12 protein-coding genes and 2 tRNA genes are annotated in these 12521 nt (G+C 64.3%); 8 read left to right on the forward strand and 6 right to left on the reverse strand.

Annotated features, from left to right (window positions below; all coding sequences use genetic code 11):
- Positions 1-136: 136 nt before the first annotated feature.
- From PCJ49_RS10805 to PCJ49_RS10815, 3 genes are all read left to right on the forward strand, one after another.
- Positions 137-541 (forward strand): TIGR02300 family protein, encoded by a 405-nt coding sequence (locus tag PCJ49_RS10805; RefSeq protein ID WP_089287709.1) that lies wholly within the window; start codon positions 137-139, stop codon positions 539-541.
- Positions 542-667: 126 nt separating this feature from the next.
- Positions 668-743 (forward strand) — tRNA-Ala (locus PCJ49_RS10810).
- Between the two features lie 154 nt (positions 744-897).
- Positions 898-973, forward strand: a tRNA-Ala gene (locus PCJ49_RS10815).
- A gap of 59 nt (positions 974-1032) precedes the next feature.
- On the opposite strand, the gene PCJ49_RS10820 is transcribed toward PCJ49_RS10815, so the two are convergent.
- The 4 genes from PCJ49_RS10820 to PCJ49_RS10835 form a co-directional block, all read right to left on the reverse strand.
- The gene (locus tag PCJ49_RS10820) at positions 1033-2007 is read right to left on the reverse strand and encodes a tripartite tricarboxylate transporter substrate binding protein BugD (RefSeq protein ID WP_269910941.1); all 975 of its coding nucleotides are present in this window, start codon (positions 2005-2007) and stop codon (positions 1033-1035) included.
- A 59-nt stretch (positions 2008-2066) separates the two neighbouring features.
- Positions 2067-3575: a tripartite tricarboxylate transporter permease gene (locus tag PCJ49_RS10825; RefSeq protein WP_269910942.1), complete on the reverse strand. Its 1509-nt coding sequence runs from the start codon at positions 3573-3575 to the stop codon at positions 2067-2069.
- 4 nt (positions 3576-3579) lie between these two features.
- Positions 3580-4026, reverse strand: a complete 447-nt coding sequence (locus PCJ49_RS10830; protein ID WP_269910943.1) for a tripartite tricarboxylate transporter TctB family protein — start codon at positions 4024-4026, stop codon at positions 3580-3582.
- A gap of 223 nt (positions 4027-4249) precedes the next feature.
- Positions 4250-4606: a VOC family protein gene (locus tag PCJ49_RS10835; RefSeq protein WP_269910944.1), complete on the reverse strand. Its 357-nt coding sequence runs from the start codon at positions 4604-4606 to the stop codon at positions 4250-4252.
- A gap of 232 nt (positions 4607-4838) precedes the next feature.
- On the opposite strand from PCJ49_RS10835, the gene leuD reads away from it, so the two are divergent.
- From leuD to PCJ49_RS10860, 5 genes are all read left to right on the forward strand, one after another.
- Entirely contained in the window at positions 4839-5456 is a 618-nt protein-coding gene (leuD, locus tag PCJ49_RS10840) for a 3-isopropylmalate dehydratase small subunit (RefSeq protein WP_269910945.1), read from the forward strand.
- Positions 5457-5583: 127 nt separating this feature from the next.
- On the forward strand, positions 5584-6696 hold the full coding sequence (leuB, locus tag PCJ49_RS10845; RefSeq protein WP_269910946.1) for a 3-isopropylmalate dehydrogenase: 1113 nt from the start codon (positions 5584-5586) through the stop codon (positions 6694-6696).
- A gap of 20 nt (positions 6697-6716) precedes the next feature.
- Positions 6717-7196, forward strand: a complete 480-nt coding sequence (locus PCJ49_RS10850) for a GNAT family N-acetyltransferase (protein ID WP_269910947.1) — start codon at positions 6717-6719, stop codon at positions 7194-7196.
- 61 nt (positions 7197-7257) lie between these two features.
- Positions 7258-7500, forward strand: a complete 243-nt coding sequence (locus PCJ49_RS10855) for a hypothetical protein (protein ID WP_269910948.1) — start codon at positions 7258-7260, stop codon at positions 7498-7500.
- 174 nt (positions 7501-7674) lie between these two features.
- A complete protein-coding gene (locus PCJ49_RS10860; protein ID WP_089287698.1) occupies positions 7675-7914 on the forward strand; it encodes a hypothetical protein in 240 nt (79 codons plus the stop codon).
- A gap of 76 nt (positions 7915-7990) precedes the next feature.
- Here the strand turns inward: PCJ49_RS10860 and PCJ49_RS10865 are convergent, their stop codons facing one another.
- Both PCJ49_RS10865 and PCJ49_RS10870 read right to left on the reverse strand, forming a co-directional pair.
- Positions 7991-11137, reverse strand: coding sequence for an efflux RND transporter permease subunit (locus tag PCJ49_RS10865; RefSeq protein ID WP_269910949.1), 3147 nt, complete (start codon positions 11135-11137; stop codon positions 7991-7993).
- Between the two features lie 83 nt (positions 11138-11220).
- A complete protein-coding gene (locus PCJ49_RS10870; protein WP_269910950.1) occupies positions 11221-12312 on the reverse strand; it encodes an efflux RND transporter periplasmic adaptor subunit in 1092 nt (363 codons plus the stop codon).
- Positions 12313-12521 lie beyond the last annotated feature (209 nt).

Here is a 12521-nt window from a genome sequence, read left to right on the forward strand (position 1 = left end):
CCGGCAGGGCCGCATCGCATATCGGGAAATCGGATATGGGCGGCCAAGTTCGTTGACAGGCCGCAGGTATCATGGCAGATGCCGCCAGAGCCGCAGTGCTGCGTTCTGGGCGCTTTGGAATTGATGGAGGATTTAGGTGGCGAAGCCCGAATGGGGGGTTAAGCGCATTTGCCCGAGCTGTGGCGCGCGCTATTACGATATGCGGAAAGATCCGCCGGTGTGCCCGTCCTGCGGCACCACCTTCGACCCGGAGGCACTGTTGCGGTCCCGCCGGGCCCGTCCGATGCCGACCGATGATGTGAAGAAGCCGGTCAAGAGCGTCGGGGACGAGGAGACGCTGGATGTCGAGACGGAGGAGCTGGACGAGGAGACGGTGGAGATCGGCGTGGATGAAGCCGATGTCGCCGACGATCTCGCCACCGACGATGTTGCCGACGATGTGGTGGAGGACGAGGACGTCCTGCTGGAAGATGCCGACGAGCTGGATGATGGCGACGACATGGGTGAAGTCGTCGATGTGGAAGGCGACGAGGATCGCTGATCCGGCGGGGGAACAGCCGATTGCATAAAAATGACAATCGGCTGAATTTTTCCCTTGCATCCAGGGGCGGGTTTCTCCATAAACCCGCCCACGGCGCTGGCGACCCAGACAGCGACCACAGGTTTCGGGGCCATAGCTCAGCTGGGAGAGCGCTACAATGGCATTGTAGAGGTCAGCGGTTCGATCCCGCTTGGCTCCACCAAATACAAAAGGCCCGGTCAGCAACGACCGGGCCTTTATGTTTTCCGCCCTTGGGCAAAAGCCGGGGGCCGTGATTTTTCCCCTTGCATCCGTGGCGGAGTTTCTCCATAAACCCGCCCACGGCGCTGACAGCCCAGCCAGCGCAGACAAGTTTCGGGGCCATAGCTCAGCTGGGAGAGCGCTACAATGGCATTGTAGAGGTCAGCGGTTCGATCCCGCTTGGCTCCACCATCATGAAAAACCCCGCCGTCACCGGCGGGGTTTTTTGTTGCACCGTTTTCAGTGGACCTTCAATCTGCGTAAACGCCGGCCGCCTGGATCACCGGGCGCCAGCGGTCGATCTCCGCCACCACGAAATCACCCAGCGCCTTGGGCGTGGCGCGGGCCTCCGATACCGGTTCGGTGCCCAGTTCGGCGAAGCGCTGCTTTACCGTTGCATCCTTCAGGGCCACCTTCAGCGCCGCGTTCAGTTTGGCGACCACGGTATCCGGTGTGCCCTTGGGCGCGTAAAGCCCATGCCATACGGCCACCTCCACCCCCGGCAATCCGGCTTCCCTGGTGGTGGGCAGGTCGGGCAGGGAGGCAACGCGGGTGGGGGTGGTAACGGCATAGGCCTTCACCGCCCCGCCCTTGATCTGGCCGGTGGTGTTGGTGGTCTGGTCGCACATCAAATCCACCTGACCGCCGACCAGATCATTCATGGCCGGGCCGGTGCCCTTGTACGGAACGGTGGTCAGCGGGGTTTGCAGCGCCTGCATGAACAACATGCCGCAGAGATGCGAGGCGGCACCCACGCCGGCATTGGCCAGCGTCACCTTGTCCGGGTTGGCCTTCACATAGGCCACCAGTTCCTTCAGATCCTTGGCCGGAAAGTCCTTTTTGGCCACGATGGTCATCGGCACATCGGTGACCAGCCCGATGGGGGCGAAATCCACCTTGGGATCATAGGTCAGCTTGCGATAGAGCGTGGCGGATGTCGCCTGCCCGATATGGTGCAGCAGAATCGTATAGCCGTCCGGATCGGCCTTGGCCACGCGACCGGCCCCGATGGTGCCGCCCGCCCCGCCGACATTCTCCACAATCACCTGCTGACCCAGCGTCTGGCTCATCGATTGGGCGACCAGCCGGGCCACCGTGTCTGTCGGCCCGCCGGCGGAAAACGGCACCACCATGGTGACGGGGCGGTTGGGGAAGTTCTCTGCCAGGGCGGGGGCGGAGCCCAGGGCCAGGGCAAAGGCGGTGACGGCAAGGGTGCTGAAACGCATGGTTTTTCCTCCCAGGGATTGGTTCTGTTGTTATTGCGTTTGGGGATGGGCGTTACGCTTCACTCTTCCTCATGGAATACCTCCTCCCGGCGTTTGCGGATGGCGGGCAGCAGCACCAGAATCAGCAACCCCACCGCCACCAGCAGCAGGAAGGCCGAGAGCGGGCGGTTGACGAAAATCATCGGGTCGCCGCGCGCGATCAGGAAGGACCGGCGCAGATTCTCTTCCATCAAAGGGCCCAGCACGAAGGCCAGCAGCAGGGGCGCCGGCTCAAACCCGTGCTTGACCAGGAAATAGCCGACGGCCCCGAACAGGGCGACCAGCATCACCTCAATGCCCGAGGAGTTGATGGAATAAACCCCGATGCAGCAGAACATCAGGATGGCCGGGAACAGGATGCGGTACGGCACCTTCAGCAACCGCACCCACACCCCCACCAGTGGCAGGTTGATGATCACCAGCATCAGATTGCCGATCCACATGCTGGCGATCATGCCCCAGAACAAGGTGGGGTTCTCCGTCATCACCGCAGGGCCGGGCACGATGCCCTGAATGGTCATGGCCCCAACCATCATCGCCATCACCGCATTGGGCGGGATGCCCAGCGTCAGCAGCGGGATGAAGCTGGTCTGCGCCCCGGCATTATTGGCGCTTTCCGGGCCGGCCACGCCCTCAATCGCGCCCTTGCCGAAACGCTGCGGCGTGCGGGAGATTTTCTTTTCCAGCGTATAGCTGGCATAGGGCGCCAGTACCGCGCCATTGCCGGGCAGGATACCCAGCACGGAACCGATGCCGGTGCCGCGCAGCACCGGCATGATGCTCTGTTTGATATCGGCCCAGGTCGGCATCAGCCCGGTGATCTTGGCACCCAGAATGGTGCGGTCCTGGGTCTTCTCCAGATTGCGCAGGATTTCCGCCACGCCGAACAGGCCCACGGCCAGCGTGGTGAAATTGATCCCCTCCGCAATCTGGGCGATGCCGAAGGTCAGGCGTTGTTCACCGGTTTCGATATCCGATCCCACACAGCCCAGCAGCAGCCCGACAATCACCATCGCCACCGCCTTCAGCACCGATCCGCTGGCCAACACGATGGCGCCGATCAGCCCGGTCAGCATCAGGGCGAAATATTCCGGGGGGCCGAAATTCTGTGCAAAGCTCGCCAGAATCGGCCCGCACAGGGCCACCAGGAAGGTGGCGACGGAGCCGGCGAAGAAGGAACCCAGGGCGGCAATGGCCAGCGCCGGACCGGCGCGGCCCTGGCGGGCCATTTGGTGCCCGTCCAGCGTGGTGACGACGGAACTGGTTTCCCCCGGCATATTGACCAGGATGGCCGTGGTGCTGCCGCCATATTGGGCCCCGTAATAGATGCCGGCCAGCATGATCAGCGCGCCCAGCGGATCCAGGCTGAAGGTGATGGGCAGCAGGATGGCGATGGTGGCGATGGGCCCTAGCCCCGGCAGCACGCCGATCAGCGTGCCGACCAGGGCCCCGATGAAACAAAGCGCCAGATTGGTGGGCGTGCCCGCCGCGCTGAACCCCAGCGCCAGGTTGGAAAAAACACTGTCCATGGGTTCACATCCGCGGCCAGACGGGGAAGGGCAGGTCCAGCAGGACCACGAACAGCAGCACGGCCAGCCCGATCAGCACGACCGAGGCCACCAGCGTTTCCCGCCATTTCAGTTCCGGTGAGGCAAAGGCGCTGACCAGGAACAGCAGGCCGGATGCCAGCACCAGACCCAGCGGCCGGATCGCCAGCCCGAAAACCAGGATGGCCCCCAACAGCGGCAAGCCATGCCGCAGGTTCAGGCTTTCCAGCCCATGCCCGTCCAGCACCAGCGACCGCACCGCCAGCACCAGCCCGACCAGCCCGGTCAGGCCTGCCAGCACGGTGGGGAAATAACCGGGGCCCATGCGCGAGGCGGTGCCGATGCGCAGATCGCCGATTTGTGAAAAAGCCAGGGCGGCCAGCGCGATCAGCGCGATGCCACCCACCAGATCCTGGGGGCTACGCACACGCATGGCGCCCCCGCAGGCATGTTTTATTGCCGTCGGATTGCTTCATCCAGCCGCCCTCCCTTTGTCGGTCACGTTATGCCGGCCAGGGCCGGTTCGTTCCGATCGATATATTGGGATGATGGTAGCGCGGGTGGTGAGGGCCGGCAATCCTGCCGGTCACCAAACCATTATCGCCCCCGACCAACGTCGTGGGGCGATCACAGCCTGGCATGATGTCCGGCGTGGATCAGTCCTGCCGCTCCGTGCCTGCCTCCACAAAGCAGAGGGCGTTGCCCGAGGGATCGGCGCAGTGGAAGCTGCGTTCGCCCGATGGCTCGATAATGATCTCGCCGGGTGCCTCCCCCTGGGTATCCAGAACCCGCTGGCGGAACCCTTCCAGATCATGCACGGCAAAACAGACCGGCTCAGAGATGGGAATCGGCATTCCGCCGGCCACCTGCCGGCAATCCAGCCGCACCTGCCCCACCTCGAACGAATGGCGGTCGGCAGCCACCCGGGTGCCGGACTGGCCCAGCACCGCGCCATAGAAACGGGCGGCACTTTCCACCGCCGCCACCGGCAATGTCACCCTGAACAGACGCATGATGCCTCCATCGGACAAGGGCCCCCCGACCCTATGATAGGAGATAGGCACGCGATTGCCACGGCACCATGGTCGTACCCGTGAAATTTCGAGGGGGAAGGCGGGGGCATCAGGATGTCCCACGCAAGCATCTGTCGCAGACCAGCCTTACAACGATCATGTGTTGCGCGGCCGCGCTGCGGCATGGCAGAAGGAAGACAGGTTCCATTGCCAATCGTCCGGGTACAGTCAGATGCAAAAATTCACCCAGCTCACCGGTGTCGCCGCCCCGCTGCGGCTGATGAATGTCGATACCGACATGATCATCGCCGCCGAATATCTGAAGACGATCCAGCGCACCGGGCTGGGTGCCGGCCTGTTCGCCTCCATGCGCTTCAAGGACGGGCAGGAAGTGGCCGATTTCGTGCTGAACAAGCCGGCCTATCGCAATGCCTCCATCCTGATCGCCGGCGATAATTTCGGCTGCGGCTCCTCGCGCGAACATGCGCCCTGGGCCCTGGCCGATTTCGGCATCCGCTGCATCATCGCCCCCAGCTTCGCCGACATCTTCTTCAATAACAGCTTCAAGAACGGCATCCTGCCGATCCCGATGCCGGTGGAAATTGTCGAAAAGCTGATGGCCGCCGCCGACAATGGCGCCAATGCCACCTTCACCGTCGATCTGGAAACCCAGCAGATCACCCTGCCGGACGGGGAGACGATCGGTTTCGAGGTGGAGCCGTTCCGCCGCGAATGCCTGCTGAATGGCTGGGATGATATCGGCCTGACGCTGCGCAACGCCCCGTCGATCGATGCGTTCGAGGCGTCGAACAAGCAGTCCCAGCCCTGGCTCTGGGCCTCGGCCTCCTGACCTTTCGGTTATCCGTCTAAAGCGCGGCTGCCGTCACACTTGGCGGCAGCCACCAATCGGTTTAGAACTCGGGGCAGCCCATTGGGCTGTCCTTCATCTTGCCTATCCATTCGAGGGGTTTTCCGTCATGTCGAAGCGTTCGCTGCTGCTGCTGCCGGGCGATGGTATCGGTCCTGAAGTCATGCGCCAGCTGCGGCGCGTGATCGACTGGTACGGCCGCAAGCGCGGGGTGGAGTTCCAGCTTGAGGAAGGTCTGGTTGGCGGCTGCTCCTACGACGCGCATGGTACGCCCCTGACGGATGAGACCATGGCCCGCGCCCTGGCCGTCGATGCCGTGATCCTGGCCGCCGTGGGCGGCCCGAAATGGGATAATCTGGGCTTTGACAAGCGCCCGGAAGCGGGCCTGCTGCGCCTGCGCAAGGAAATGGGCCTGTTCGCCAACCTGCGCCCGGCCAAGGTGTTCGACGCGCTGGTGGATGCCAGCACGCTGAAGCCGGAAGTGGTGCGCGGTCTGGATATCATGATCATCCGCGAACTGACCGGCGGCGTTTATTTCGGGGAGCCGCGCGGCATCACCGATCTGCCGAATGGGGAACGCCGCGGCGTCAACACCCAGGTCTATGACACGCACGAAATCCACCGCGTCGCCCGCGTGGCCTTTGAGCTGGCGCGCAAGCGCGGCAACAAGGTCTGCTCCTCCGACAAGGGCAATGTGATGGAGTCGGGCCTGCTGTGGCGTCAGGAAGTGACCGCTCTGCACAAGGCCGAGTATCAGGATGTGGAACTGTCCCACATGCTGGCCGACGCCGCCGCCATGCAGCTGGTGCGCAACCCCAAGCAGTTCGATGTGATCGTCACCGACAATCTGTTCGGCGACATCCTGTCTGACGAGGCGTCCATGCTGACCGGTTCCATCGGGATGCTGCCGTCGGCCTCTCTGGGTGCCGTGGATGCCCAGGGCAAGCGCAAGGCCCTGTATGAGCCGGTGCATGGTTCGGCCCCGGATATTGCCGGCCGCGATCTGGCCAACCCGATCGCCATGTTCCTGTCCTTTGCCATGGCGCTGCGCTGGTCCTTCGACCTGCAGGAAGATGCCGACATTCTGGAAAATGCCGTGCAGAACGTGCTGGGCACCGGCCTGCGCACTGGTGACATCATGCAGGCTGGCATGGCCAAGGTGTCCACCTCTGTCATGTCGGACAGCATCCTGCGCGAAATGGACAAGCTGATCGCCGCCTGACCGGGCCGGGATCGTTTGTGATGGAAGAGATCGGCATCCGTGCGGCGACCCGTGCGGATGCCGATGTCGTTTGTGCCCTGCTGGCCGCCCTGTCGGCGGAAGAGGGGATGGAGCCACCAGCCCTGACACCGGCTTTGTTCCGGCAACAGGGGTTCGGTGCCGACCCGCTGTTCACCTGCCTGCTGGCCACCCGCCGGGGCCATATAGCGGGGGTGGCCCTGCTGACCCGTGGTTATGACAGCCAATCGGCCAGGGCTGGGCTGGTGCTGGAAAATCTCTATGTTGAACCGCTGGCCCGCCGGGCCGGGGTGGGCCGCGCCCTGGTGGGGGCCTGTGCCCGGCTGGTGCTGGCTCGCGGGCTGGGCTGGCTGTCCTGGCACATGCGCCCGGCCAATCTGCGCGCCGCCCTGTTCTATCGCAGCATCGGGGCGGATGCCGAAACTGTGACGCTGATGGGGATCAGCGGCGACGGGCTGCGTCGACTTGCTGCTTGCGATTGAACGGCATTCCAACGCTATACTGCGGATGGAAGCGGTTTCATCCAGCAGTGAGGCTTTCCCCATGCAGCGTCCCTGGTTTCGCCCCAAACGTCTGGGCTATGGCACGGCACCCGCCACCTGGGAAGGGTGGGGGGTGACGGCGCTTTTCGTGTTGCTGGCGGTTGCAGGAATCGCCCTGATCAAGCAGTTCGTCCCCTTGCCGGCCGGACCTTGGCGGGTTTTTGGCCCCCTTCTTTATCTGATCCCGCTGCTGGTGCTGTTCTGCTGGGTTGCGGATCGCCATACGGGTGACGGAGAGGGCTGATACTTCTGACCCAAAAGAATGGGGGCGGGCAGAATGAAATGTCGCGCTCCCCCTTTTCTCATCCCGATTGTAACAAAATTTGGATAAAGCTGCTGCCGCTCTGGTTGTAGTTGTGTTGCCCTATGCCCTAATGTAGAACTAGTGCATTGACTGATCTACTTATAGGGGAGGAGGATGGCGCGCAGATATTGGTTCCGTTCCAAGCGGTCCGGGCCTGGCATCACGCCGGCCACTTGGGAGGGCTGGGCGCTGGTGGGGGGGCTGGTGGTGGTCGCCTTGGGCGGGGTGGCGCTGATTTCCCATTATGTCCCTTTCCCACCGGGCCCCTGGCGTTTCTTCGGGCCGTTGGCCTTTCTGCTGCCGCTGCTGGCCCTGTTCTTCTGGATCACCGACCGGCATACCGGCGGGGATTGATGGCGGTCGGCCCTTTGGCTGGCGGTCCGGATTTACACGCTGATATGAAAAGGGCGCCTCACCGGGCGCCCTTTCATCATTCGGCGGGAACCTGGGGCGCTTCGTGGAAGCGCCGTTCCTGCTCCTCAATCAAGCGCCGTACCGCGCCGATCGGTTGCACCCCCTGCGCGAACAGGCTGTAAAGCACCGGCGTGACGAACAGGGAGATCAGCGTGCCGACACTGACCCCGCCCACGATCACCCAGCCGATGGCCATGCGGCTTTCCGCGCCCGCCCCATGGGCCAGCGCCAGGGGCAGGGCGCCAAACACGGTGGCAATGGAGGTCATCAGGATGGGCCGCAGCCGCAGGGCCGATGCCTCCACCACCGCATCCAGCAGGGCCTTGCCCTCTTCGCGCAGCTGGTTGGCGAACTCCACAATCATGATGGCGTTCTTGGCGATCAGGCCGATCAGCATGATCAGGCCGATCTGCGTATAGGTGTTCAACGACATGCCGGTCAGCTGGATGGCCAGCACCCCGCCAAAGCCGGCCGGCAGCACCGATACCAGGATCATCGCCGGCAGGCGGAAATTCTCAAACTGGGCGGCCAGCACCAGGAAGGCCACCAGCATGGCCATGCCCAGGGCAAAGTAAATGGCGCTGGAGGCTTCCAGCTGCAGCCGGGCGGCCCCTTCAAAGCTGATCCGCGCTTCCGGTGGCAGGGCCTCAGCCGCGGCCTGCTGCACCACCTTGATGGCGTCACCCATGGGGGTGCCGTTGGTCAGGTTGGCCGTAATGGTGATCGACCGCAGCCGGTTATAACGGTTCAGCTCCGTCGGGGCGGCAATGTCATGGATCTGGATCAGGTTGGCCAGCGGCACCAGCTGGCTGGCACCGTCGGCATTGCCGCCGCGCACGAAGATATTGTTCAGGTCGCGCGGGTTGGCGCGGTCGCCGCTGTTGGCGCGCAGCACCACATCATATTCCTCGCCCCGGTCCAGATAGCGCGTCACCTCGCGCTCGCCCAGCATGGTTTCCAGGGTGCGGCCGATCACGGTGACGGGCACCCCCAGATCGGCCGCCCGGTCGCGGTCCACCGTCACCCGCAACTGGGGCTTCGTCTCATCATAATTGGCCTGAAAGCCAGTCAGGCCGGGATATTCCCGCAGCCGTTCAATCAGCATGTCGCGCCAGTCGGCCAGTTCTTCGAACGTGTTGCCGCCGATAACGACCTGCAGCTGGTTGGCATTGCCGCCACCACCACCCAGGCCCGACGGCAGCACAACATTGATGCGGGCACCGGGAATGGCATCCAGCTTGGGCGTGATTTCCGCCACCAGATCCTGCACGGAACGGCCGTTGGCGGGGCGCTTGTCCCAGGTGGGGGAGCGGGCAACCACCATCGCCCGGTTGACGCCGGCTGAACCGCCCCAGCCGGGATTGACGATGGTGAGCGTGTTATCCAGTTCCCCCGATTGCAGATAGGGGCGCAGCACCGCCTCCACCTCTGCCACCTCCTGGTTGGTGAACTCCACGCTGGCCCCTTCCGGGGCGGTGATGCTGATGCGGAACTGGCCGCGATCCTCCGTCGGGGCCAGTTCCGAGGGCAAGGCCAGGGCGATCAGCCCGGTCAGCACCAGGGAACCGCCCAGCAGGGCCAGCACCAGCACCCGCGCGGCCAGGGCACCGCGCAGCAGGGCACGATAGCCCTGCGTCACCCGATCCAGCACCCGCTCTGTATAGCGGAACAGGCCGCGCGGTTCCGCATGGCCCTTCAGCAGCTTGGAACAGAGCATGGGCGATAGGGTCAGCGCCACCACGCAGGAAAAGCCGATGGCGGCCATCAGGGCCACGGCGAATTCGCGGAACAGGCGGCCTTGATCGCCGGCCAGCATGGACAAGGGTGCAATCACCGCCAGCAACACCAGCGTGGTGGCAATCACCGCAAAGCCGATCTGCCGGGCCCCGCGATATGACGCCAGCAGCGGCGGCTCCCCCTCCTCGATCCGGCGAGAGATATTTTCCACCACGATGATGGCATCATCCACCACCAGCCCCACGGCCAGCACAAAGGCCAGCAGGGTCAGCACATTGATGGAAAAGCCCATGGCCGCCATCACGCCAAAGGCGGCCACCATGGAAACCGGGATGGCGACCACGGGGATGATGGTGGCGCGCAAGGTGCGCAGGAACATCCACACCACCAGCACCACCAGCCCGACGGCCACGGCAATGGCGTGGAACACCTCATAGATGGACTGGCCGATGAAGGCGGCATCGTCGTGCCGCACCTCCAGGATCATGCCCGCCGGCAGATTGGCCTGGAACTGGGCCAGCAGTGCGCGCACCCCTTGCGACACTTCCATCGTGTTGGCGGTGGACTGGCGGACAATGCCCATGCCAACAGCGGCGGAGCCATTGATGCGGAAATCCGACCGGTCATCGCGGGCCGCTATCTCCACCCGCGCCACATCGCCGACACGTACCTGATTCATGCCATCCTGGCGGATCAGGATACGGGCGAACTGTTCGGGGCGGTTCAGCCGCGTATCGGTGCGCACGGTGAATTCGCGCTGCTGGCTTTCGATGCGACCGGCCGGCAGCTCGGCATTTTCCCGGCGGATGGCATCTTCAATATCCTGCACCGTCACCCCGCGCGCCGCCATGGCGTTGCGGTCCAGCCAGACACGCATGGCGAATTCCCGCGATCCGCTGATGCGGATGGAGGCCACGCCCGGCACCGTGGCCAGCGCATCCTGATAATAGCGACGGACGAAATCCGTCAGCTCCAGCTGGTCCATGCCCTGGGCGCGCAGGGAAATCCACATGATCGGGTTGCTGTCGGCATCGACCTTGCTGATTTCCGGCGTATCCGCCTCCTGCGGCAGATTCTCGGCGATGCGGCCCACACGGTCGCGCACATCATTGCTGGCGCTGTCAATATCGCGGTCGATGTCGAATTCCACCGAGACGGAGGAAGCACCTTCGCGCGACCGGGAGCGGATGGTTTTGATCCCCTCGATCCCGTTGATCACCCCTTCGATCCGCTCAGTGATTTCATTATCCACCACCTCCGCGCTGGCGCCGGGATAGTTGGTGGAGATGGAAACGACGGGATAATCGATCTTCGGCAGCTCGCGCACCGGCAGCTTCTCATAGCCCAGCACGCCGAACACAACCAGCATGGCGCTGATCACGAAGGCAAGCACCGGGCGCTGGATCGAGAGGTCGGAGAGCACCATGGCAGGCGTAGCCCCTGGATTGACATCAGGTAGGACAGGGCGCCGCTGGCGCCGACGAAAAACTTACCGGTTGGGCGGCGGCCTCAGCTGGGCCGGGCTGCCGCCTGTGGCACATCGCTGCCGCCACTGATCTTGGCATTGACCGGCAGGCCTTCGCGCACCTTCTGGGTGCCACGGGTGATGATCAGCTCACCGCCCTGCAGGCCCTGGGCCGCCTCCACATTGCCGCCGGAACGCGCGCCGATGGTGATTTCCCGGCGCTGCACCTTGCCCTCCACCACCAGATAAACAAACTGGCGGTCACCAACCGGCACCAGCGCTTCTTCCGGCACCAGCACCACATTGGCGCGGTTTTCCAGCGTCAGCCGCACGGTCATGAACATGCCGGGCCGCAGGCGGCCATCGGGGTTGGGCAGGCGGGCCACGGCCGCCAGGGTGCGGGTAACGCTGTCGATGCGGGTATCCACGGCCGACAGCGTGCCCTGGAAGGCCTGACCCGGATAGACATTGCTGCTGGCCGCAATCTCCATGCCCTCGCGCAACTGCGGCAATGCGGCTTCCGGCACGGTGAATTCCAGCTTCATCACACCGGTATCATCCAGCGTGGTCACCGGCGTGCCCGGCTGCACCAGGGCACCGGGGCTAACCTGGCGCAGGCCGGTGGCCCCGCCAAAGGGCGCGCGGATGGTCAGATCCTGCAGGCGGGCCTGGGCGGCGCGCACCGATGCCTCCGCCCCCTGCAGCTGCAGGTTCAGCTCATCCACCTTGGCCTGGGCAATGGCCTGCCGTGGCAGCAGCGCCTTGGAACGTTCCAGCAGCTGGGCGGCGTTGCGGCGCGTCGCCTCCGCCACGGCCAGATTGGCCCGCACCTCTGTATCATCCAGTTCCAGCAGCACGTCGCCGGCGGAGACCTTCTGTCCTTCCTGGAAACGGATGGTGCGCACCAGGCCGGCGGTCTTGGCGGTCACCGTCACCGCCTCATTGGCGCGCAGGGTGCCCACGGCATCGAACACGACCTTGATCTCCCCCCGGCCAGCGCGGCTGGCCACGACATCCACCGGGCGGGCGGCAACCTGGCTGGTGCCTTCAGGACGGCCGGAACCGGTGACATACCAGACGCCGCCCCCCAGGGCGACCAGGGCAATGGCGGTGGCGATCTGAAGGTGAAGACGCATAATCCTTTTTCCGTTCTTTCGCAGGACGGCCGGTCAGGAAGGGCGACCCAGCGTCAATAGGACAATGAAAGGGACATTCTAACCCGCCGGCGGGCGGAAGAACCGGCTAAAATGACATGGCGCGGGCGACCGGCGTGGCAATGGCGCGGCCGGCCGCCACTTCCGTGAACTGGCTTGCGGGTTAGGAGTTAGTGTCTCCCCCCCGGCTC

It is taken from the genome of Niveispirillum sp. BGYR6, from assembly GCF_027568365.1.
In the GTDB taxonomy this organism is placed as follows: domain Bacteria; phylum Pseudomonadota; class Alphaproteobacteria; order Azospirillales; family Azospirillaceae; genus Niveispirillum.